This window comes from Lysinibacillus sp. UBA6686, from assembly GCF_002455205.1.
Classification (GTDB): domain Bacteria; phylum Bacillota; class Bacilli; order Bacillales_A; family Planococcaceae; genus Lysinibacillus; species Lysinibacillus pakistanensis.
Genome location: NZ_DKJS01000047.1, coordinates 1 through 24061 on the forward strand (window position 1 = coordinate 1; position 24061 = coordinate 24061).

Sequence of the window (24061 nt, forward strand, 5' to 3'; positions counted from 1 at the left end):
CGTTATTTGAATACGGGCTTACCTTTTTCTTTACAAAGATATTACTTTTTAAAAACATTACCGCTTCGAATATATTCAATATCAGAAACCTTCATTCTACAGTTCACAACTCGTGCAGCGGCAAATAAATAATCTGATAGTCGGTTTAAATATTTTTGGACAATTGTTGGTACATCCTGAATTTCCTTCATGAGAGTTACCATTTGGCGTTCTGCTCGACGTGCAACTGTACGGGCAATGTGTAAGGTTGCAGCTGCTGGGGCACCTCCTGGTAAAATAAAACGCTGTAAAGGTGGTGCTTCATCTGATAAAGCATCAATTCGAGATTCCAACACTTCAATTGGTTGCTCCGTAAGCTTATAATGACGCTCCTTCATAACATTTGCTAGGTCCCCACCTGCATCAAAAAGCTCATGCTGAATCGTTTCTAAATCAATCAAAATATCCTTAAAAAGCTCCCGATCTAATTCACTTACAGCCTTCCCAATAAATGAATTTAATTCATCAATAGCTCCGTAAGTTTCCACTCGTAGGCTATCCTTGTCAACACGTCCACCAATAAGACTTGTTTTGCCTGTATCCCCTGTTTTCGTATAAAGCTTCATCTCTCTCATCTCCTATCATCCATTTTTATAATTTTTAATGGCTTGCACAGTTGTCGCAAAAACACCCTTACCAATGATCTTCCCCACCTCTGTAATAGGGCCTCCATACTGCATTTCCTCACCTTTTTGTGTTGCAGCAATCAGCAAACTATCTGTAGCAGTACCTGTTGCAATGGTTCCACTTAGTTCATCGCGAACATCTTCTGACTGTAATGCCTTCGTTTTTGCTTCATTTGCTGTCATCATTGCTTGGAAAAATGCTTCTTCTGACAGACTACCATTGATAATAACCCATGTATTTATAGTACCAATATATGGTTCAATCTGTCGTTCATGTACACGAGAAACATCTACAGCATTGCCAACACCAGCAGTAACAGCAACAAGCACACTGCCAAAGGATGCTGCATATTCATTAATTGCTACTAGCCTTGATGGAACTGCTGTTAGCATAACAACTGTACTCGTTGAGGAAAAACTTTCCTTTTGTAAAAATGCTGCAACCTCTCGCTTGACATCATTTATGACATAATCCCCTGGAACTGAGCGATTTAAGAGGCAATCATACCAGCCAATCCCTGGGTTATGGACGGCAGAAGACACTGTTTTTAAAGGGAACTCTGATTGTAACTGAATATAATGTTCAGTAACCTTAAAATTATCTTTGTTAATATATGCACGTTGCAGATGCTCACCCGATGCAGGCATCATCGTTATTTGTGGCTTCGGAATTTCAGGATGTGCATAGGTCGCTACCCTTGCCTGATAGACCTCTTCAATTTGTGAAGCCATCAATACTTCATGGGGTACCCCAAATGCACGCATTTGCCCTGATTCCATTAATAATAATTCGTCACAATAAAGAGAAGCTAAATTCATATCATGTAACACCATAATAATGGTTAATCCGCATTCAATTGCTTCTTTCCGCACCATATCTAAAATTTGCCGCTGATGTGCAATATCTAAATGATTGGTCGGTTCATCCAGCAATAATATTTCTGCTGTCTGCGCTAAAGCCTGGGCAACAAAAACTCGTTGCTGCTCACCACCTGATAAGAATTCCATGGGTGTCTGCTCGTAGCGTGTCACATCTGTTTGGGCCATTGCGTGTTGGACTGCTTGTTCATCGAAATCTGACCAGCTGGAGAAAAAACCCGATTGATGTGGATAGCGTCCAAGAGATACTGCGTCTCGCACACTGTTTGAAAAGGCATTCGCATGTAATTGTGGAAGAACGGCCATTTTTTTTGCCAAAGCACGAGCATTGTAAGAACTAATATTTTTGCCATCTACTTTTATAGTACCTGCCGTTGCTGGTAATATGCCACTAATCACTTTTAATAGTGTGGATTTTCCGCTACCATTTGGACCTAATATCCCTAATATTTTCCCCTTTTTTACTGAAAAACTAATATCTTTGACGATTGGTATGCCATCATAGCCACCTGATAGATGTTCAACAACGATCATGCCCGTACCCCCTTACCTCTGCGCTGCTTATAAAAAATATAGGAAAAGACAGGTGCCCCAATAAATGCAGTAATAACACCAATTGGTAGCTCCCTCGGCATAATAATTGTTCGTGCAATTAAATCACATATAATAAGTAATGTCGCACCATTTAAAAAGGACAATGGTAATAAATGACGGTGGTCTGAGCCCCAAATCATCCTTGTCATATGCGGTACGACTAATCCAACGAATCCAATTGTTCCCGAAACAGCCACTGCTGCTCCTGTCAGCATGGATCCACCTACTAAAATTAAATACTTACTTCGTTTCACATTAACACCTAAGTGTTTTGCTCGTTCCTCCCCATATAACAGCACATTTAATTCCCTTCTTTGTGTCCATAGCATCAATGAACCTACAACAACAAATGGGATAATCATTTGCACAAAAGGCCAGCCTCGCATTGATACAGAACCAAGTAGCCACCCCATCACTTGCCGCAGCTCCTCGCCTGATAGAGCAATCATTAGAGAAATAAGTGAGCCTAAAAATGAACTAAAGATGACTCCTGTTAAAATTAACGTTTCCATTTTCAGAGAACGATCTACTACTCTTGCAAAGCTCATGACTGCTACCATTGTTAATATTGCCCCAAGCATACTAAAGGTTGGCAATGTATAGAGACCAACTACTGGAATTGAAAGACCAAAGAATATCGTCATTACTGCACCAACTGATGCACCAGAAGAAACACCTAATGTATAGGGATCTGCTAAAGGATTTTTTAGCAGGCCCTGAAAGGCAGCTCCTGCAATGGCCAGTGAAGCTCCCACAAGCCCTGCTAGGAGAACTCGCGGCAGACGTATTTTCCAAAAAATATTGGCAGCCGTTTCATCAGCTGCTTTATTCCACAATACTTCTAGCGGAATATGAACAGAGCCTATAGCTACGCCACACCAGATGCCAATGATAAGAAGCGTAATCGCTGTTACATAGGCTGTGACTATTTTACTCACTTAAACGCCTCTGGGTAGATCGCTTTCGCTAACTCTTCAAGACCCTCTCCTAAACGTGGTCCTTGACGACTTGTTGTATTCTCATCTACCTGAACAATGGCTTTATTTTTTACTGCATTAATTGTGTCAAAGCCAGCACGCTGTGGTAGCTTTGTTAAAATATCAGGTACATAATGATATGTCACCACGATGACATCTGGATTTTTTGCAATAATTTGTTCGGAACTGATTTCATACCAATCTGCTGTATCTGCTGCAACATTTTCGGCATGAATCATATTTAACATTTCATTCATAAATGTATCTTTACCAGCTGTAAATATATGTGGCTCATCAGATGCTTCTACAAAAACTTTCTTTGGCTTCACATCCTTAATTTTTGCTAGAACCTCTTCCACTTTTGTCTTCATATCTTTAATTATTTTCTTGGCCTCAGGTAATTTCCCAGTTGCACGACCTAGCTGTTCAATTGTTGTGTAAATTTCATTAAAGTCCTTCGCATTTGTTACCACAAAAACCTTTAAACCGGCAGATTCAAGCTGTTCAATGGCCCCTGCAGAAAATGTCATACTCGAAGCATGAGCAAACACGATATCTGGTTGTAAGGCAATAATTTGCTCAATATTATATTCCATACCACCAACTTTTTGTTTTTCAGTTGCCTCTGCAGGATAATCATCATTATCGGTAACACCCACAATTTCATTGTTTAAGCCAAGAGCAAATAAAATCTCTGTATTACTTGGAATAAGAGAAACTATTTTTTCCGGAGGTGACTCCAGCGTAATCTCCTTGCCAACAGCATCTGTTATCGTCATAGGGAATGTTGCTTTGTCTACTTGTGTTGTTTCTTGCTGCTCAGAAGATGCTGGCTTTTCATTTTTTGCTCCTTCTCCACAAGCAGTAAGTAAGCCAATTGCTAAAAATGCGGAAAGTCCTAATTTCCAAAATTTCTTCATATGAATCCTCCTAGTATATAAATGCGTAAATTTTTCCAAATTATTTTGCTGATAGATTAGTAATCGATGGACTTTATAAATTTATCGCCCATTTTTTCAAATTTATCGACATCTTCCATACAAAACAAATACCCCTCATCCAAAATGAGGGGTAATAATGCACAAAAATACGCAAAATCCACCACCCTATCCTCGTAGGTTGTAACGTGTCTCTATAAAGGCAGGTCTCCTGGCTCGTGCTCCATACAATTTTTCAAGCCTTCCCGAAAAACTTTCAGTGGCGTACATTGAAAAAACTAGCACATACAGTGGCGGGACCGCATCGGAATATCACCGATTTCCCTTTTCACTTTACAGTAAGTAAAGAACCTTTATAATATTCAGTTGATTTTATTATACATGAAAACAAAAAAAGTCGCCTACCATCTAGACGACTTCTCCTTTAATCAATTATGCTTCGGCATAATTGCGTTCGGAATCGGCTTTGTGCTTACACAAAGAACTCCTTTTCGATTCCGTGACATCCGCCGGAGGCTTTAACTTCTTTCAGCGGGTGTTAGGACACCCTCTGAAAAGTAGCTTAAATTCGCATTCATCTCACTACCTATAAAGGGTGGTAGACTATGTTGAAAGAAGTTAAATGTTAAAGAAGAATGGGTAACAGTTATATTTGAGGAATATGAGCGTGACAATTGGGCAACTAGCGGACAGTTGCATTCCATTAAATTAGGAGATGGTTTTGGTCAATCATCGGGTACATAAATTAAGTTTATCTAAAATCACATTTTTTTGGAGTGTGATTTTTTTATCTTTAAATTTTAAAATAGTACCAACTATTAATAATTAGTGATAGAATTAGATGATAATTCAGTTGGAGGTGTTAATATGCTGGACATTCAGCAAATACAAGCAGCTATTAGACATCGCTATCCCTTTCTTTTAGTGGATCGTGTTTTGGAGTTAGAAGAAGGTAAGAGAGCAGTAGCGATTAAGAATGTTACGATAAATGAAGAGTTTTTTAATGGGCATTTTCCTAATTATCCTGTAATGCCAGGAGTCCTAATTGTGGAAGCATTAGCACAAGTTAGTGCCATTATTATGCTTACAAAGGAAGGAAATGAAGGGAGACTCGGGTTACTAGCTGGTATTGATCAATGTCGTTTTAAGAAACAAGTAAAACCGGGTGACCAGCTTCGTCTTGAGGTAGAAATTACACGCTTAAAAGGGGCTATTGGAAAAGGGCGTGGAATAGCTACTGTTGATGGAGAGTTAGTGTGTGAAACAGAGCTTATTTTTGCCTTTGGTAGCTAATGAAAAAAACAAAATACATTTGAAACCGCTTCGTCTATTTAGAGAAGTGGTTTTTTGCTGCGTAAATTCTTTAGAATTTCTTAAATCTCAGGCTTTACATGGCAGCTTGATTACCGGAATGGTATTATGATTGTTACATTAAAAGCAATGTTCGCAACTTTAAGGGGGAGATGAAAATAACAATTAATATTCTTGTCATAGATGACGAAAAGGAAATTGCCGACTTAATAGAGCTTTATTTAAAAAATGAAGGCTTTAATGTCTTTACATTTTATGATGCCAAGGAGGCACTAACTTGTATTCAGACAAAAAAATTAGATCTCGCTATTCTAGATGTGATGATGCCTGACATAGATGGCTTTGAAATTTGCAGAAGAATTAGAGAATATTATCATTTTCCAGTGATTATGCTAACAGCCAAGGATGAGGAAATTGATAAAATAACAGGTCTAACTTTAGGGGCTGATGATTATATCACGAAGCCATTTCGACCATTGGAGCTAATAGCTCGAGTGAAGGCTCAAATCAGGAGATTTACAAGGTACAACCAGCAGGAAGCTTTGCAGAATGATATGATTATTGATTTTTCTGGGCTTTTATTAGATCAAAACACACGGAAATGTATGTTGCATGAAAAACAATTGTCACTTACACCTACAGAATTTTCAATCCTATGGTTTTTATGTATCAATAGGGGACGTGTCGTTTCTTCCGAGGAACTATTTCAAAAAGTCTGGGGAGAAAAATATTTTAGCAGTAATAATACGGTAATGGTCCATATCAGACATTTACGAGAAAAAATGAATGATTCTGCAGAAAACCCAAAATTTATAAAAACTGTTTGGGGAGTGGGGTACACCATTGAAAAATGATTTCGGAAAACTAAAAAGGAAAATAATGCTTCAAATACTTCTTATCCTCGTCCTTGCATTAATAAGTGGGTATTGGATTAGCTCTCTATTGATTGATGGTGTTTTACAGGCTCCATTCGCTGATGCGTTTATTCATTTTTGTGAAAATGTTCTTCAACTTGATTTTTATGCTGCTCAGAAAGCCTATTCGATTATATTTCAGCAAAATAAGCAGCTTTGGTTAACAACTGGATTAATACTTTTATTATTAGTAATCTTTTATTTTGCTCTTTCACGCTTTACAAAGTATTTTCATCATATTTCTTTAGGTGTCAACAGCCTTTTAGCAGAATCTGATAAAGATATTCAACTGCCAGCTGAGCTTGAATTTATGGAAAAGAAATTAAATGTTGTGAAAAATACATTAGAAAAACGTGCAAAGGATGCACAAGAGGCTGAACAACGAAAAAACGACCTTGTGGTATATTTGGCACATGATATTAAGACACCACTGACATCGATTATGGGATACCTTAGCTTGCTGGATGAGGCAAAGGATATGCCGTTAGAGCAAAAAGAAAAATATGTAAAGGTTACATTAGATAAATCCTACAGGCTAGAACAATTGATTAATGAGTTTTTTGAAATTACGAGATTTAATTTACAATCCATTATATTAGATAAAGAAGCCATAAATTTAAATTATATGTTGATGCAATTGGCAGATGAATTTTATCCATTATTGGCACCTAAAGGGCAGCAAGCAATTGTAGATGTGAAGGAAGATATAAAGGTTTTGGCTGACGCCAATAAATTAGCTAGGGTGTTTAATAATATTTTTAAAAATGCGATAGCATATAGCGATGAGAACAGCATTATTAACATTCATGCAGAAAAACAAAATGACCAGATTCATATTTCATTTACAAACAAGGGAAAGGCCATTCCCCCTCAAAAATTAACCATGATTTTTGAAAAGTTTTATCGTTTAGACTCGTCAAGGTCTACACAAACGGGTGGAGCGGGTTTGGGACTTGCTATTGCCAATGAGATTGTACAAGCACATGGAGGAACAATATCTGCCATTAGCACAGATGAAAAAACAGTGTTTACTGTTAGCCTACCATCATTTTCTTAAGAAACCTTAAGAATTCTATAATAGATTATTAAAAAAGAGCTCTTTCTTTTATGTTTCAATAAAACTACAGTCAGTGAGGTAATTTCCTCAACCTCACTAGATTGAGGAACATACACAAAAATCTTCACTTCCTGTGAAAGTACTTGGTGAGTGAGATATCCTGTTGATCTTCTAGCTTTTTTTGACATCTTGCAATAGGTCTCTAATTGGGAAACAGGTATAAAAAGAAGGAGTTGTTTTTGTTGAAAAGAAAGGGATTCTTTAGCATATTTCTTATACTATTATTAGTGTTTATTTATTTTGTGGTTGTCAAAGATCATCCACTTCAGCCAAACCTTGATCCATTTAAATCACCTCAGCTAGAGATGCCACAGAAAAGTGACGATATGTTCAATATAGATTTATATAGCTCTAATGCCATATTAGTGAGCTTAGAAGATCATACTATTTTATTGGATAAAAATAGTGAGGAAATCATATATCCAGCTTCTTTAACGAAGTTGATGACTGTCCTTGTCGCACTTGAAAATATACCCGATTTAAACGAAAAGATTATTCTTAAAAACCGTGTTTTTACCAACTTATACGAAGAAAATGCTTCTATGGCAGGTTTTCTCCCTAATGAGGAAGTAACTGCAGAGGATTTGCTTTATGGTGCGATGCTGCCATCAGGAGCTGAAGCATCTATTGGCTTAGCTGAATCTATTGCTGGTTCAGAAAGTGGGTTTGCCCAGCTAATGAATGAAAAGGCTCAACAGCTTGGAATGACGAATAGTCACTTTATGAATGCTACTGGGCTACATCACCCAGACCATTATACAACGGTGAAAGATCTTTCAATTCTCTTACAGTCTGCTCTCGTAAATCCAATATTCAGGGAAGTTTATACAGCTGAAAGATATTCGATAAAATCAACGAATCGCCATCCAGAAGGAATTACTTTAACAAGCAGGCTGTTTAATTATTTAAACACCAATCAGGTAACGAAAGGTAAGATTATTGGAGGAAAAACAGGTTATACAGAGCAAGCTGGTCTCTGCCTCGCAAGCCTAGCATCCATCAATGGGGAGGAATATTTGCTCGTAACGGTTGGTGCAGAAGGTGATCCACGTTCAGAGCAGTTCAATATTACAGACGCATTAGCTGTTTATCAAAAATTATATTAAACATAAATCGAACCAGGTACTTAGGTAGTCCTGGTTTTAATTGAATTTATACAAAATATTAGTGGTATTTTGTCGAAAATAGCATACAATAGACAATCCCTCATATAATTTAAGTGTCTGAACATTTGAGCGAACTATTGATCTGACTATAAATAATCTCTATTCGATTATTAAAACAGGTAGAACACGATGAGAGGATGAGGGGGTTTTGAAGCATCCCAGCACGAATATATTAGAAAATAAAGAAGAATTATTTGTACCTGAGAAAGCTTTAAATAAAGATTTTTGCGATCAATTAGTGACTAAAATTCATAAAAATATACTGAATGAGAATATTTCGAATGATGTCTATATGTCATATTTTGTGATTTTCGACCAGAAATATGAGCTTAAAGAAATTCGATATTTATTAGATCTGTTAAAAGTACAAGCAGATGAAATTATTCGATCTAAACCCATCTATATTACATTAAGTGGTGTGATGTTATCGTTATTCGCCATTATTGCCTGTGCTATTAATGTAAAGCTAATGGTTGGTATTTCTTTATTTCAAATAGTTGCCCTAACAATTTTAAGCTTTAATGTAGCTATATTATTTATTTCATTTAAAATTGAAAAAGAATACAAAAAAATTTATGCGGTCATAAAATTAATTGAATATTACTTAAGCTTTTATAAAAAATAAATTTTACAGTCGACACCAACCATTCCAAAAAATGAAGCAAAGGATAGATAATATTTACCGCTTTATGAACTTCCTCCAAATTATAAGCTAAAAAAACATAGTTCCCCGCTTTCTTCAAAAATAATCATGTAAAGGCGCTTGATTTATACGGAACAAAATGATAAAAATTAAGCATTTATTTTAAAAAACCTCAAATAATAAGGTACGAAAAATTTTATTTGAGGAAGTGAAAATTTGAAAAAATTTTTTCAAATCGTATTACCGATTTGTCTGTTAATGATTTCCTTTGATGATGTCAAAGCTAGTACCTATGAAAATAAAGGAAGAAAGTATTATGAAGAAGCAGGTCAAATTGTATGGGAAATTAAAACGGATGAAAAAATTGTGGCTCTTACTTTTGATGACGGACCACATCGGAAGTACACCACTCAGATTTTAGATATTTTGGCAAAATATAAAGCAAAAGCCACTTTTTTTATAGTTGGTCAAAATGCAGAAAAAAATCCTGAAGTTATTTCAAGAATGTATAATGAAGGTCATGAACTTGCCAATCATACTTTTACACATCCGTTAAGGACTAATGTTCCAAACCTGCTAAAGGAAATTAAGCAAACAGATGAAACTATACAAAAAATTACTGGTTTTACTCCTACTTTATTTAGACCTGTAGAGGGTCAATATTCAGATGCCATGATTGAAGCGATATCCAAAGAAGGCTATAAGGTGGTAATGTGGTCTTGGCATTTAGATACATTAGACTGGAAAAGTCCAGGTACGAACCGAATTGTTAATACTGTTTTAAAAGGAGTAAATCAAGGTAATATTGTCCTGTTTCATGATGGAGGCGGTAATCGTAAGCAAACTGTAGAGGCAATGGAAAGTATTTTGGCAGAGCTAGAAAAACAGGGTTATCGATTCGTCACGGTTTCCGAGTTACTTGAAGTACAGCAGACAAAGTAATTCATAGTGGAACCTTGTTTTCATCTTAAAGATCTTTTAATATGCTTTAATTCAGAAATTAAATAATCAATTTGCTTTTGCATATTTTCAGATTGCTTTGCCTGATCATTATTGTTTTGGGAACTATCATTGTTGCTTTTTTGTAACGCCTGTAATGCAAGACCAGCGGCAATTGTTTGAATACCATCACCTAATGTCGATATGGATGTGCCAATATAGGCCAGCTTTGCAGCATAAATGTCCAAAGAGTCATTCGATGGATTCGAATTATTATCATTTCTTTGCATTGTTATGCCTCCTTTAAGCAAATTGTGTTAGATGGTCACTACTTTCATCATATGCGTACCACATCAAAAAAGGGAATCGAACCAAATTAAAATCTGTACCTCACCTCCAACTGTTTCATAGTGGAGGTGTTTTTATGTTGCATTTCTCTACTTCCAAATGTTTAGAAAAGGTATAATTACCATTAATAACATAAGGGGGATTAGATGAGTGACTAAGCTTGAATTCATTGAATTAAATCATGAACTTTTAGAGAGTATGGGAAGCTATTGTCTTAGAAGTAAAAAGAATTCGAAGGGCTATAGACAAAAGAACAAATGGCTTCAAAACCGCTTTGACGAAGGCTTGAAGTATGTTCAGATTTTTAAAAATAATAAGCAAGTTGGCTTTATTGAATTTACAGCAGCAGAATATTCTTCAAGGGTTGTCTTTGCGAATGGCTATTTAGTAATTCATTGCTTGTGGGTCAGTGAAATGGGACAAGGCTATGGAACCCAACTTATTCAAAAGTGTTTGACAGATGCAAAGAGGCTAGCTAAAAAAGGTGTGGTGGTTGTGACAAATTCGACGACATCATGGACGCCTAGTAAAGAAATTTTTTTAAAAAATAACTTTCAATGTATGGATAAAGCTCCATATGGTTTTGAATTACTTGTCTATTCATTTACTCAAGAATTGGAGCAACCTTATTTTCCAACTGATTGGGACGAGAGATTAAATAGATATAATCAGTTAACGATTTTGCGTTCCTTCCAATGTCCATATGTTGAAGTTGCCACAGAAAATATCGTTTCTGGGGCAATGCAATTGGATTTACCTGTGGCAGTGATTGATTTAAGTGATAGAGAGCAGATAATGACATTATCGCCAACGCCTTATGGTATTTTTTCTGTCATCTATAAGGGACAGCTAGTTACATTTCACAGACTAACTGTTCATTCTGTAGTCAAGAAATTAAAAGAGCTTAGATAATATATTTAGGTGTAATTGCTATAGTTATTAATGCTTATAAAAACACAATACAAGTTACTAAAGGTGCATAATATAGCTTTAAATCGTCATTTATTTAATATTTATTTCTATAAGCAACTGTAATTATAGATGACGATCATGATAGGGATTCTGTAACGACGCCTAATAAAATGAAGGGAGGGTAAATCCTTGGTAACCATACGCCAAAAATTAGTGCCCATTTCACTAGCGTTGACAATGACAAATGGCAAAAATAATTTAAAAAAATATATAGTTGTTCATGAAACCGATAATACAAACATTGGAGCTGATGCAGATGCACATGCACGTCTACAAATAAACGGTAATAGTAGGCAAGCTAGTTGGCATTGGCAAGTGGATGATCAAGAGGCTGTTCAATCATTTGAACATTTTTGGGAATGTTGGGGTGCAGGAACGTATATTGGCAATCATCAAGGAATCCAAGTAGAAATATGTGTAAATAGTGATGGTGATTATGTAAAAGCTGTGCAAAATGCTGCTACCCTTATTGCAAAAATTATAAAAGATGAAAATATAGCTATTGAAAATATTGTGCAGCATCATTTTTTTAGCGGGAAAAATTGTCCTCGGAATATACGGGCTGGAAAAGTACCTTGGTCTCAATTTATAGAGATGATTAAAAAAGCTAGTACTACACAAAATCCACCTATTGAAACATTAAAATATCGCATTTTAACAGGAACCTATAATACGTTTCAGGCAGCAGAAAGTGCTTCAAAGGTTATGAAATTCACTTTTGGCTGGCTTGTCTACATTGAGCAGGATGGTTCAAAGTATCGTATTAAAACGGGAACTTTTACAGGAATGATTGCAGTAAAAAATGCAGAAAATAAAATAAAAACGGCAAAATTGGCGCAAGTTACGTATATAAAAGATGCCTAAGTAAGCAATTGAATTCTAATATTCTATGTGTATATAGTTGACTGCTTCTAAGAATCGAGTAAAATAGAAAAGCAGTACCATTATATACCTTAACTTAGCAGAGGAGAGAGGTGTCTAGGTAAAGCCTCTATGACATCTTTCTCTATATGGTAATCAGAAGAAACGTTTATACATAATTGGAAGTAGCTGAAGATATAGGGGAATAGTTAAGAACTGTCACGAATTTTGACTGTCTTTTTCTTTTCGTCTTCTCTATAACCTGTTAAGATGGTAATAGTGTGACAACAAGTTAGTGTATATGAGAGTGGTGACAATCAAGATGGATGAACAGAAAAAAGATAGTATAGAACAGCAGCAAGAGCAAACTCAGGACGAGGTAAAACCTGCAGGGCGATTTATACAATTAAAACCGTTTAGATTTATCATGCTGATGTTCTTTACAATCCTTATTACTGCGGGCTTAACTATTTTTGCGTTAACGTTCGGCGAGAAGAAAGTAGTGGAAGTAAAAGTACCGATTGAACGTGCGGAATTTTCAAAGTTATATGAGGCCTTTGATTTACTTAAAAAAAATTATTATAAAGATATTGATGATGAAAAAGTAGTCAATGGTGCTATTAACGGCATGTTTGATGCGTTGGATGATCCGTATTCTGATTTTATGGTAAAAGAAGAAGCAGATCAATTTAATTCTGGATTATCTTCTAGCTTCCAAGGAATTGGTGCGGAAATTCAGGAGCGTAATGGTTTTATTACAGTTGTGTCACCTATCAAAAATTCTCCAGCTGAAAAGGCAGGATTACTACCAAAAGATATAATTTTAACGGTAGATGGGAAAAGCATTCAAGGATTTAGTGCTTCAGAGGCTGTAGCCCTTATTCGTGGTGAAAAAGGGACACCTGTGAAAATAACCGTAAAACGTGGCGATAAAACAGAGCCTATTAAAATGACAATTATTCGCGATGATATTCCAGTTGAAACCGTATATGGTGAGATGCTTGATGGTAATATTGCACATATCCAAATAACTTCATTTAGTCAAAACACGGCTAAAGAGCTTGAAAAAATGCTTGTAGAGTATAAAGGAAAAGGCATGAAGGGGATTGTCTTAGATTTACGTCAAAACCCTGGTGGTTATCTAGAGGCCGCAATAGAAATTTCTAATTTATTTGTGCCGGAGGGTAAACCAATCGTTCAAGTACAACAAAAAGATGAGGAGCCAAAAATCACAAATGCTATTGCAGGTGAGAAATACAATCTACCTGTAACTGTTCTTGTCGATAGTGGCAGTGCATCAGCATCTGAAATATTAGCAGGTGCTTTAAAGGAATCTGTAGGTGCTAAAGTTGTTGGTGAGACATCGTTTGGTAAGGGGACTGTACAAAATGTTACACCACTAAAAGATGGTTCAAATCTTAAATTTACAACAGGCAAATGGTTAACACCAAACGGTAACTGGATTAATGAAAAAGGGATTGAACCAGATGTCAAAGTACCATATCCGTCCTATGCATCATTACCATATCTTGATCCAGCTCTTGAAATGAAAGAGGGCTTACAGTCTGACTCTGTAAAAGCGGCAGAAGAGATGCTAGAGGTTCTTGGATATGAGCCTGGTAAAGTAGATGGTAGTTTCGATCAGTATACAGAACGTGCAGTGAAAAAACTGCAAGAAACAAGCGGACTGGAAGAAACGGGCATTTTAACTGGGGATACGACGTATGCTTTAATGGATGCATTACGTGCAAAAATAAAAGCAGATGATCCACAATTATTAAAAGCAAAAGAACTGCTTACTGGAACACCAGCCAAAAATGAGGAAACTACAAACTAAAGAAGTAGCTGTCGCAGCAATCGTAATAAACGATCTGTGCGACAGCTTTTTTTATGGGAGGTAAAAATTGTGAAGGATGTTTATTTATTTAGTGGTTTTTTAGGTAGTGGAAAAACTTCCATGCTAACAGATGTAATACGACAATTGAAGGAAAAACACTTAAAGCCAGCAGTTATAATGAATGAGCTTGGGAAGCTACCTTTTGATTCACAGGCTGTTGAGAAGGATATTCCGTTGAAAGAGATGCTAGAGGGCTGTATCTGCTGTTCTGGTGCAGAAAAAACAGAGGCACAAATTCAATCACTATTAATGGATAATGAGTTTGATGTACTAATTATTGAAACAACAGGTGCTGCACATCCTGTAGAAGCATTAGATGCCGTCTATTCGCCATTATTTGCTGAAAAATTGAATGTGAAGGGAATTGTCACTGTAGCCGATTCAAAGCTTTGGTTGAATCGTGAGACGTTAACACCACAAGTTCGCTCTTTATTTATGGAGCAAATCCGTCATGCCCATCTTTTATTGGCCAACAAAACAGATTTATTAACAGAGGCGGAGCAGGCTCGTGTAGTTTATGAGCTACAGGGCTATAATCCTCATGCTTTTATTTTACAAACAACAAATGGTCGTGTACCGTTACGTCTCTTAGAAGATTTAAAGGCAACTGCACAAGTGGACAAAAGTGATATCTTAAAATCACCGATTGCAGCTATGCATCTGGGATCACGATTAATTGAATTTAAGGGCATAGACTTCACGCAACAGCAATTTGAGAATTGGGTTCGTTCATTGCCTGACACGATCTATCGTATGAAAGGGTATGTACCAATTGAAGGTGTAAGAAATCCTATGTTATTTCAATATGCATATGGGATGGTCCAATGGCTCCCTGAATACGTAAAAATGCCAGCGAAATTAGTTATCATTGGTGAAAATGTAGGGGATGTAAACGTTATTGGTATTCAGTAAACAAGTAATCATGACGCCCCAGCATCTTTGCGTCTTGATTTTTTAAGCCTATTAGAAGCTCCTCTTCAAAATCTTAGTTAGAGTACGAACGCCCACTGAATCTAAATAAAAAATCATATCTGTGCTTCCTACTAAAATAGATGTTGTAATTGTCTTTTTTAGTAAGAATGGCAGATTTTTTTGTCATCAGATAACTGTAGCGCCTCTACCTTCATCGATAAAAGGGAATATTTTGATAAAATTATTAGTAGGTTTTGGAGTTATGTTATTAAAATATTGAAACTATTCACTAGCTTTTGAAGGGTGTCAACCCTATTTAAAACGTAAGTATTTCATAGACTGGTGGAACTTGCTAAAAATTATAGCAAAAAAACCCCTATTTTATACGGATTCATATCTCTGATGGTGATGTTAACAGATGCTGGTAAAAATTTTTTTGAAATCCTCCCTTACGATTAGTGACAGAGAAGGAGGAATTGCAAAATGAAAAAATCACTAACTGCAATTTTTGCAACATTTTTAGTAGCAGCTCCAATTCAAATCGCTTCGGCTGCAGCAAATACTACAGAGGAGAACGCAGTACAACAAAATTCTAATTGTCAAAATGTTTATCACTATAATTGGTCAAATCAAAATCAATGGTCAAATCATAAATGGCAAATAAAATTACCACAACAATCAGCTCCATCAAAAGAAAAACCAACGAATAACGAAACATCAAAGAATAACAATAACAATACACAAGCAACAAACAATGATACACAAACAACGACTAACAATACGCAAACAACACAAAAAGACAATACAACAACTGCACCAACTCAATCTACACCAACAACAACTACTTCAGATGTTAGTGCTTTTGAGCAAGAGGTTGTAAAATTAACAAATGCTGAGCGTACGAAGGCTGGATTAGCGCCACTACAAACGGATGATAAATTAATGGCAGCTGCACGTGAAAAATCACAAGATATGCAAACTAAAAATTATTTTTCACATACAAGCCCAACATTTGGTTCACCATTTGATCGTATGAAAGCATTAGGTATTAGCTATAAGAGTGCAGGGGAAAATATTGCACAAGGTCAACGTTCACCTCAAGAAGTCGTACAAGCTTGGATGGATTCACCAGGTCACCGTGCGAATATCTTAAACGGCAGCTTTACACATATTGGTGTTGGCTACGTGAAAGCAGGTAACTACTGGACACAACAATTTATTCAAAAATAATGTTTACAATGAAATAGCTTCATAGAAAGACGTCCTATAAGTAGAAAATGACTTATAGGACATCTTTTTTTATATTTATCTATTAATTTGTTAGATTTGAAAAACATAAAAAGTCAATTTGCAAAAGGGTCCGTTTCCTATATTTAAAGCAAGTTCTTTTTTTATCTGGCAGTGTTTTTATCACTCGATAACTAATCACTCAATATGGCAACCGCTCGTACAGGGGCACCATCAGCATTTTTAAATTTAATGGGCAGAGCACAGAATGTGAATAATCCATCACCAATTTCACCAAGTCTCGTTAAATTTTCAACAATAATAAAATCGTTGTCAGCTAAAACCTTTTTATGAATTGTTAATTTAGCATCTGACATCGAGTCAATGCTAATTACGTCAAGTCCAACACCTTTTTTCTTGCTTTGTATTAAGTAATCTGCGACTTCTTCTGTCAAATATGGATAGTTTCCGAAATAAGTAGGTGTGCCCCAGTATTGGTCCCATCCAGTAAAAAATAATAAAAAATCCGCTTGATCAGCCTTCTCTTTTACCACATTAATTTGATTCATCGAAATTTCTTTTCCTTGCTGTAAGTCGCTACAATCAATAACTAACGCAGAACCTATAAATTGTTCGACTGGTAGGTTATCGAGTGTAGTTCTATCTGCAAATATATGATTCGGTGCATCCATGTGCGTGCCTGTATGAGAAGCCATAGTCAGGGAGGTCTCTTTAAATCCGTCACTTTCGTGATTGCAAATGATTTTTAATGAAGGCTGATCTGTACCAGGATAGACTGGCATATTTTCAGTTATCGTATGCGTTAAATCAATTATTTTCATAGTAAAACCTTTCTATCTTTTTTAATGCTATTGTACCATTAAAAGCTGACATAACTAAATGTCTGTCCGAGTATATTTCATCTTTTTATCAAATTCATTAAAGATGATTTTAGCTGTGTTTATTTTAATGTAAGTATTAATATAGCCTATTTCAATGGGGAAAAGCTGAAAAATTAAAAGCTTCATCTATATCTTTTCATCTGCATATAGTAAAATAAAAGACTGTAAACAATAAGTAGTGATGCTACTATGGCTTTTAAGGAATAGGAGAATTTAAGTGAAACAACAAACAATCATTTTAACCGGTGGAGGGACAGCTGGTCATGTATCACTCAATCAGGCGATACTCCCTTCTTTACAAGAACTAGGTTATGATGTCCACTATATTGGCTCAGAGCAGGGCATTGAAAAGGAATTAATAGGCGAAGCATTTCCTAGCATTCCGTTTTACGGAATTTCAAGTGGGAAATTGCGTCGTTATTTTTCAATGAAGAATTTTACAGACCCGTTTAAAGTGCTTGCTGGGATAATGCAGGCTTTTCGTATTATCAAAAAAGTGAAACCGCAAGTGATCTTTTCAAAGGGTGGATTTGTTTCTGTCCCCGTAGTGATGGCGGCGAAACTTGCTGGCGTTCCAGTGGTTATTCATGAGTCGGATGTGACACCAGGGTTGGCCAATAAAATTGCCTTGCCATTTGCCTCTCATATCTTTACTATTTTTGAAGAGACTTTACAGCATCTGCCAAAGGAAAAGGCAACTTGTACTGGTTCTATCATTCGTCAAGAGCTATTTAAGGGGGAGCGGGCAAAGGGATTATCATTTTGCGGCTTTACTACATTAAAACCCGTTTTACTTGTGATGGGGGGAAGCTTAGGTTCGGTTGTCTTAAATGATGCATTGCGTCAAAATTTACCAGAGCTTGTCAAGCAATTTCAAATTATTCATTTGTGCGGTAAGGGCAATTTTGATGAGACATTAGCGTCTATGCCAGGGTATAAGCAATTTGAATATGTAACAACAGAATTACCAGATTTATTACATGCAGCAGACTTTATCGTCTCACGTGCAGGTTCCAATTCTATTTTCGAATTTTTAGCACTTCATAAGCCGATGTTATTGGTGCCGTTATCTGCGCAAAAGAGCCGTGGTGATCAAATTTTAAATGCAAATTTATTTAAAAGACAAGGCTATGCAGAGGTTTTAGAAGAGGAAGAACTGACAAAGGAATCCTTTAAAAAATCAGTGCATGTTTTGACTGAGCGTAAAGGGGACATGGTAGCAACTATGAAAAAAACACAAAGACCAAAAACGCCAAAAGAAATGGCAGAATTAATTTTGCACTATAAAAAGTAGCCGTTAGGTTATGGATTGATAGAACCGACATAACTTATGCAATAACCACTAAAAAAGCTATGTGCTAGTCAATATGACAGAACACATAGCTTATTTTGAAGAATTTTTTTTTATTTACATTGCTTGTTCTTCGCCCTCTAATATTTCGTTAGCTGTTGTCAAATAGAACAGGTCTTTCGGGATTTTATATAAATTAAATTGCGCTTCACCACTGTTAACCTGCGATAATAATGTAGGATGGCATTCGTTTGCACTTACGACATAAGGTAACTTTAAAGCTGCACGTTGTGATTTTTTATTTTCAACACGTATACGGAGAAACACCGTATGAAAATTATAGTCGTAAAATAATTCGTTTAAAAATAGCATCTTTGCTTTTTGATTATAACCTTTGCCTTGATAAGGAAGTCCAATCCACGTTCCTAAAAAGCCTGCACCTTCCTCAACATCATGAATGCTGATGGTGCCGATTGGTTGACCCCAATCATCAGTAATGGTCCTAGAAATAGCGAGTCCCTTCGCTTCTTCTTCAATCAGTTGTTTTGTCATAAACCAATATTCATCAGCAGATGTGGCTTTTTGACGAACAAATGGGAAAACAGAAGGGTGTGATAATAGCTCATAAAGCTCTGTACATTCATGTAGGTCTCGATGTTTAAGCATACGAAACGCCTCCTTTACTAGGGTAGTTAAAACAATTCCGTTGAAACATAAAGAAGAAAACTAAAATTCGTACTGGAATTAAAACCCAAAGAACTAGACGTTATAACTATGATAACCATAATTTCCCGCTGTCTTACTGATTTTCGACCATACCGAAAAAAGGCTAGTTTTTTTAATATAATATAACAATTCTACTGTTTAATGCAATCATTTTACTCGCTAAAACAAAAATTAAGTTTAATAGTCAGTCAATTCTGAAAAGTAAATTATGTTATAAATACTTAATTTTGTATGAAAATTATTTAGGGATATTAAGTCTATCATCTCAATTTTTACTAAGCTACAATAGTCATTCTATTTCTTTTGTATTATTTAATTTCTTGAAAAGAGGTAAACTATCAAAAAATATCCTAAAAAGGATATAATATCTGTAATTCAAAAGAAGTATTTCTTTTAAAATATGTTATAATAGTATTATTGATTTTTTTGTATAAATAAACATTAATATAATAATTCTTTTTCAATTTCAACGACTTATGGGGGTGACAGCATGGAGTATCTTTTAAGCGAAGAATTATTTAATGAATTATTTATTGGCAAGGATTTTGTCTTTCTAATGAAAAAGGTAGGAGACGATTATCAATATATTCGCTTAAATCAAGCAGCTCAAGCTTTATTATCAGATAAGGCAATTGGGAAAATGCTTTCTACCATTACCTCAAGTCACAATTTTTCAATTATTCAGGAATTTTATCATCAAGCCATTATGAAGCATGCTCAAATCGATTATGTGGATTATGCTTATTATAAATCGGAGATTCGAAAATATGAGACATCTGTTCGTCCGCTTACATACAAGGGCGACGACTATATTTTAGCCATTACAAAAGAGATTCTCTATGACCGTAATATTGAGGATAAGTTTTTATTTATGCGCTCAATGTTTGACCATGCCTTTTTCTCAACTGTCATTCTATCTGCAGAGGGGGCAGTTTATGAAGTAAACCCGAGCTTTATGGAAGACTTTGGATTAGATAACGATGCTGTAAAAAGGAAATTGTTTGTTGATTTACCAATTGTTCCTAATGATGAGAGAGAAAACATTCAAACTTTTCTACAAAGAGCAGCAATGGGCGAAAATATTGGGGAGAAACTTATCAAGCTCCATACATTGGATAAAAAAGAGCGCTTCTATTTAATGTCACTTTCTCCTGTTATGCAAGGAGATAATTCATTTGCGATTTTTCTTATTATGCAGGATTTCACACAATTTACTGAGCAAAAAGCAGAATTACGTTTAAAATCGCATGGCTTAGAAGTTTTTAAGGCTGCGTTAAACTCTGCGACGGCCATTGCTATATGGGATGTTGATGGCATAATAATTGAAGTAAATGATCTATTTTTAAATGCGTCAGGCTATACGGCGGAGGAGCTTATAGGTAAACCTTATACATTAATCGAACCTAGTTACCATACAGAGGATTTAATGCACTTAATTAATGAAACGCTTGAGGCGGGGGACATCTGGCGAGGAGAACTGTGCTACCGTACAAAATATCATGCAGATTATTGGGTAGAAGCAGCAATTGTTCCGTTAAAAAATGAAGTTGGCAGGACAGAACAATATTTATCCATTAACTATGATATTACGGACAAGAAAAGAATGTTAACGGAATTAAAAAATATTGAACGCACATTTCGTCTAATAACTGAAAATACAAATGACTTGATTGTTATAACTAACGAGGATGGTATTATTATTTATGCTTCACCGTCCTATAGGGTTTTCTTAGGCTATGAAAATGTAGATTTACAGGGTCAGTTTTACAGTGATATTGTCGATGAGGAAAGTAAAATGGCTTGGCAAACATTCTTAAATAATTATTCTGGACTAACAGATACACAATTTGAGCTTTTACTCAAGGCCAAGGATGGTACACCTGTTTGGACAGAAGGAAACGTAACCGTTGTACATGATCCTGAACGAGAAAAAGTTTCCCAAATTATGATGGTATCTCGTGAAATTACACATCGAAAAGAGCGGGAGAACGATCTACTATATTTAGCCTATCATGATACGTTAACACAGCTACCCAACCGACGTTATTTATTAAAGGAGTTTCCAAAGCTACTGGCAGAAGCACAAGAGACGACTAATTGTTTGGCGATGCTTTATATTGATGGAGATGACTTTAAGGATGTAAATGATCATTATGGTCATGATACCGGCGATGACTTTATCCGAAAGTTTGGGCAAGTTTTAGTCAACTCTGTCAGAAGCCATGATTTAGTGATTCGTATTGGTGGCGATGAATTTATTGTCATTCTAACAGGGTTAACTAGGGATAATGAAAAGCGAAAAGCACAAATGATGCATATTATTCAGCGCATCCGAGAAGAACTAAAAAAAGGTTGGATTATTGAAAATAATTATTTTGCCCCGACTGCATCGATCGGTGTTGCGTATTATCCTGATCATGGAAAAAATTTAGACGAATTACTGGATTTAGCGGATCAGGCGCTCTATAAAGCGAAAGAATTTGGAAAAAATAAACTTTATATTACAGAAACACATTAAATAAAGTCTGTACAAACAAGTATTTGCTTGTGGTACAGACTTTTTATTTGATGTTATGCTATAACATGATAAGGAAGAATTCCTTATCACCATATTAGAATAGAAGGTGGAAAAATGCCTAAAAAGATACTTTTAGTGGAAGATGAAAAACATATCGCTCGCTTTGTAGAGCTAGAGTTAAAGCATGAGGGCTATGATGTGTTGGTCACTTTTGATGGACGTGAAGGATTAGCTCTTGCTTCATCTGAGGATGTTGATGTTCTTTTATTAGATGTCATGCTTCCAGGCATAAATGGTATTGAAATTTGTCGGCGTATACGAACGCAGTCAAATGTACCAATTATTTTGCTAACGGCACGTGACGCTGTGATGGATCGTGTAGCAGGTTTAGATGCTGGAGCAGATGACTACATTGTTAAACCATTTGCTATTGAAGAATTACTAGCTAGGATTCGAACAATTTTGCGCCGTGTAACACCAGATGAGCAAAACGGTGAGGCACTACGTTTTCGCGATATTGTCATTGATGTAGCAGCCTACGAAGTACTTGTACAAGGAAAAAGGCTTGATTTAACGAAAACAGAATATGATTTACTGAAATTATTAATGGAACATAAAAATAGAGTTTGTACGCGAGAGCTAATTTTAACTTCTGTTTGGGGTTATGAAACTGATATTGAAACAAATGTTGTAGATGTATACATACGGCATTTACGAACAAAACTACCAGGTGATATGAATGCCTATATTGAAACCGTTCGTGGGGTAGGGTATGTGATGCGAGAATGAAAAAATTGAGAGAGATATTTGTCAATCAATCATTGCAAAGAAAATGGATGTTTACGTCTAGTGCTGTTATCTTTTTTAGCTTTACAATTATTTGTATAGTCGTTTATATTTCATTGCATACATGGCTATTAAATGATGAGCAACTTAAAATTCAACGGACAAGCTATGATGTGGTGTCTTTTTTTGAATCACAAGGACCCAATTTGACCATTCAGCAAATTCAACAAAACATCGGGCTTTTAAATTCCAGTGATCAAACAGTAATATTGTTTAATTTAGATAAAATAGAGGTTTTACGTATTGTTAATACTTCAGGGGTTAATAATCCTTCACAGACTGCTCCTCTTACGCAAATGGGGGAAATTGTTGAAATGACAATTGATAAAAAGGATGTTTATGTTATTAATAAACCGATTCAGCTCGGTTTCTTTCGTGGATACATTCAGGTGATTCATCCATTATCAGGATTCCAGTCGTTGATGCATTATTTATTGACTGCCATGCTAATAGCGGGCTTAGGAGCTTTAGTATTATCGGCTTCAATTGGTTATTATCTAGCCAGTTATTTGATGAAGCCCCTACATGCTTTGCGTTCGTCCATGAAAAACGTAATGGATAAAGGATTTAATGAACCAATTCAATTAACATACACATCTCATGATGAGATAGGCGATCTTTTAAAAATGTATAATGCGATGATGAATGAACTGCAAATTTCGTTTACTCAGCAGCAACAATTTGTTGCAGATGCTTCCCATGAGCTACGTACGCCTATTCAGGCTATCGAAGGACATCTCTCCCTGCTGAAAAGGTGGGGTAAGGATGATCCGGAAATCTTAAAGGAATCGATTGATACTTCACTAACCGAAATTGCACGGATTCGTAAAATGATTGAAGAATTACTAGAGCTTGCACGTCGTGAAGAAAAGGATAATATGAGCAAGGCTGACGCAGTAGCTGTTATTGAAGTTGTTATAGGAGAAATGGAGCGTCTTCATCCAGAAGCTCGAATAACGTTGTCTAAAAATGGAGAAATAGGTCTATTATTTATAACAGAAAATGCACTAAGTCAAATAGTTCGTAATTTAGTTGAGAACGCCATTCGCTATTGTGAAAAAATTCCGGAGATTCAAATTACATTATCAGTCGCTGGAAATGAGGCGCTTTTAAAAATAGAAGATAATGGAATTGGTATAGCACAAGAAAATATACCATTCATTTTTGATCGATTTTATCGGATTGATGAGGCTAGAAATCGTCAAAAAGGCGGTACAGGCTTAGGACTTAGTATCACAAAAATGTTGCTTGAAAAATATAATGGTTCTGTGGAAGTCAAGAGTGAGATAAATATTGGAACCGTTTTCTTCATTAAATTCCCGCTAAAATATTAAGAAAAATTCACGCTTTATTAAATTATTTTAGCCTTTGCGAAAAAAATTGCTTAATTTCCTAAAAAGAGTTGTATTTTTTGTGAA

The 24061-nt window shown here is 35.8% G+C and carries 22 protein-coding genes and 1 riboswitch; of the genes, 15 read left to right on the top strand and 7 right to left on the bottom strand.

Going from position 1 to position 24061, the window contains the following annotated elements; translation table 11 throughout:
* Nucleotides 1-41 precede the first annotated feature (41 nt).
* The 4 genes from B2R82_RS12840 to B2R82_RS12855 are packed head-to-tail and all read right to left on the bottom strand — an operon-like array spanning nucleotide 42 to nucleotide 4035.
* A complete protein-coding gene (locus tag B2R82_RS12840; protein WP_054770258.1) occupies nucleotides 42-605 on the bottom strand; it encodes a cob(I)yrinic acid a,c-diamide adenosyltransferase in 564 nt (187 codons plus the stop codon).
* Between the two features lie 15 nt (nucleotides 606-620).
* Nucleotides 621-2078 (bottom strand): adenosylcobinamide amidohydrolase, encoded by a 1458-nt coding sequence (locus tag B2R82_RS12845; protein WP_286925245.1) that lies wholly within the window; start codon nucleotides 2076-2078, stop codon nucleotides 621-623.
* Nucleotides 2075-3076 (bottom strand): FecCD family ABC transporter permease, encoded by a 1002-nt coding sequence (locus B2R82_RS12850; protein WP_286925246.1) that lies wholly within the window; start codon nucleotides 3074-3076, stop codon nucleotides 2075-2077. Before B2R82_RS12850 ends, B2R82_RS12845 begins: the two co-directional genes overlap by 4 nt.
* On the bottom strand, nucleotides 3073-4035 hold the full coding sequence (locus tag B2R82_RS12855) for an ABC transporter substrate-binding protein (RefSeq protein ID WP_286925247.1): 963 nt from the start codon (nucleotides 4033-4035) through the stop codon (nucleotides 3073-3075). The genes B2R82_RS12850 and B2R82_RS12855 overlap by 4 nt, the downstream gene beginning before the upstream one ends.
* Before the next feature lie 202 nt (nucleotides 4036-4237).
* Nucleotides 4238-4423: riboswitch (cobalamin riboswitch) on the bottom strand.
* A 497-nt stretch (nucleotides 4424-4920) separates the two neighbouring features.
* Here B2R82_RS12855 and fabZ point away from each other — a divergent pair.
* The 6 genes from fabZ (at nucleotide 4921) to B2R82_RS12885 (ending at nucleotide 10146) form a co-directional block, all read left to right on the top strand.
* Nucleotides 4921-5346 carry a 3-hydroxyacyl-ACP dehydratase FabZ gene (gene fabZ / locus B2R82_RS12860; RefSeq protein ID WP_286925248.1) on the top strand — a complete coding sequence of 142 codons (426 nt, stop codon included), beginning with the start codon at nucleotides 4921-4923 and terminating at the stop codon, nucleotides 5344-5346.
* 176 nt (nucleotides 5347-5522) lie between these two features.
* Nucleotides 5523-6218 carry a VanR-ABDEGLN family response regulator transcription factor gene (gene vanR, locus B2R82_RS12865; protein WP_286925276.1) on the top strand — a complete coding sequence of 232 codons (696 nt, stop codon included), beginning with the start codon at nucleotides 5523-5525 and terminating at the stop codon, nucleotides 6216-6218.
* Between the two features lie 25 nt (nucleotides 6219-6243).
* Complete coding sequence (vanS, locus tag B2R82_RS12870) at nucleotides 6244-7335, top strand: vancomycin resistance histidine kinase VanS (protein WP_286925249.1); 1092 nt, start codon at nucleotides 6244-6246, stop codon at nucleotides 7333-7335.
* Between the two features lie 242 nt (nucleotides 7336-7577).
* Nucleotides 7578-8501, top strand: coding sequence for a D-alanyl-D-alanine carboxypeptidase family protein (locus B2R82_RS12875; protein ID WP_286925250.1), 924 nt, complete (start codon nucleotides 7578-7580; stop codon nucleotides 8499-8501).
* A gap of 208 nt (nucleotides 8502-8709) precedes the next feature.
* Nucleotides 8710-9186, top strand: coding sequence for a hydroxymyristoyl-ACP dehydratase (locus B2R82_RS12880; RefSeq protein WP_283872644.1), 477 nt, complete (start codon nucleotides 8710-8712; stop codon nucleotides 9184-9186).
* Between the two features lie 234 nt (nucleotides 9187-9420).
* Nucleotides 9421-10146, top strand: coding sequence for a polysaccharide deacetylase family protein (locus B2R82_RS12885; protein WP_286925251.1), 726 nt, complete (start codon nucleotides 9421-9423; stop codon nucleotides 10144-10146).
* A gap of 20 nt (nucleotides 10147-10166) precedes the next feature.
* On the opposite strand, the gene B2R82_RS12890 is transcribed toward B2R82_RS12885, so the two are convergent.
* Entirely contained in the window at nucleotides 10167-10433 is a 267-nt protein-coding gene (locus B2R82_RS12890) for a translation initiation factor 2 (protein ID WP_286925252.1), read from the bottom strand.
* Between the two features lie 208 nt (nucleotides 10434-10641).
* On the opposite strand from B2R82_RS12890, the gene B2R82_RS12895 reads away from it, so the two are divergent.
* The 5 genes from B2R82_RS12895 to B2R82_RS12915 all read left to right on the top strand — a co-directional run bounded on the left by B2R82_RS12895 (nucleotide 10642) and on the right by B2R82_RS12915 (nucleotide 16363).
* Entirely contained in the window at nucleotides 10642-11403 is a 762-nt protein-coding gene (locus B2R82_RS12895) for a GNAT family N-acetyltransferase (protein ID WP_286925253.1), read from the top strand.
* Between the two features lie 189 nt (nucleotides 11404-11592).
* Entirely contained in the window at nucleotides 11593-12327 is a 735-nt protein-coding gene (locus B2R82_RS12900; protein ID WP_286925254.1) for a peptidoglycan recognition protein family protein, read from the top strand.
* A gap of 319 nt (nucleotides 12328-12646) precedes the next feature.
* Entirely contained in the window at nucleotides 12647-14161 is a 1515-nt protein-coding gene (locus B2R82_RS12905; RefSeq protein ID WP_286925255.1) for a S41 family peptidase, read from the top strand.
* Between the two features lie 69 nt (nucleotides 14162-14230).
* The gene (locus tag B2R82_RS12910; protein WP_286925256.1) at nucleotides 14231-15133 is read left to right on the top strand and encodes a CobW family GTP-binding protein; all 903 of its coding nucleotides are present in this window, start codon (nucleotides 14231-14233) and stop codon (nucleotides 15131-15133) included.
* Nucleotides 15134-15616: 483 nt separating this feature from the next.
* Nucleotides 15617-16363 (top strand): CAP domain-containing protein, encoded by a 747-nt coding sequence (locus tag B2R82_RS12915; RefSeq protein WP_286925257.1) that lies wholly within the window; start codon nucleotides 15617-15619, stop codon nucleotides 16361-16363.
* A gap of 191 nt (nucleotides 16364-16554) precedes the next feature.
* Here B2R82_RS12915 and B2R82_RS12920 read toward each other — a convergent pair whose 3' ends face one another.
* A complete protein-coding gene (locus tag B2R82_RS12920; RefSeq protein WP_286925258.1) occupies nucleotides 16555-17202 on the bottom strand; it encodes a cyclase family protein in 648 nt (215 codons plus the stop codon).
* A 277-nt stretch (nucleotides 17203-17479) separates the two neighbouring features.
* Here B2R82_RS12920 and B2R82_RS12925 point away from each other — a divergent pair, with 277 nt between their 5' ends.
* Nucleotides 17480-18556 (top strand): undecaprenyldiphospho-muramoylpentapeptide beta-N-acetylglucosaminyltransferase, encoded by a 1077-nt coding sequence (locus B2R82_RS12925; protein WP_286925259.1) that lies wholly within the window; start codon nucleotides 17480-17482, stop codon nucleotides 18554-18556.
* Between the two features lie 114 nt (nucleotides 18557-18670).
* On the opposite strand, the gene B2R82_RS12930 is transcribed toward B2R82_RS12925, so the two are convergent.
* Nucleotides 18671-19219, bottom strand: coding sequence for a GNAT family N-acetyltransferase (locus B2R82_RS12930; RefSeq protein WP_286925260.1), 549 nt, complete (start codon nucleotides 19217-19219; stop codon nucleotides 18671-18673).
* A gap of 550 nt (nucleotides 19220-19769) precedes the next feature.
* On the opposite strand from B2R82_RS12930, the gene B2R82_RS12935 reads away from it, so the two are divergent.
* From B2R82_RS12935 to B2R82_RS12945, 3 genes are all read left to right on the top strand, one after another.
* Nucleotides 19770-21797 (top strand): diguanylate cyclase domain-containing protein, encoded by a 2028-nt coding sequence (locus B2R82_RS12935; protein WP_286925261.1) that lies wholly within the window; start codon nucleotides 19770-19772, stop codon nucleotides 21795-21797.
* A 114-nt stretch (nucleotides 21798-21911) separates the two neighbouring features.
* Nucleotides 21912-22586 (top strand): response regulator transcription factor, encoded by a 675-nt coding sequence (locus B2R82_RS12940; RefSeq protein WP_286925262.1) that lies wholly within the window; start codon nucleotides 21912-21914, stop codon nucleotides 22584-22586.
* A complete protein-coding gene (locus B2R82_RS12945) occupies nucleotides 22583-23977 on the top strand; it encodes a sensor histidine kinase (RefSeq protein ID WP_286925263.1) in 1395 nt (464 codons plus the stop codon). Before B2R82_RS12940 ends, B2R82_RS12945 begins: the two co-directional genes overlap by 4 nt.
* Nucleotides 23978-24061: the final 84 nt, after the last annotated feature.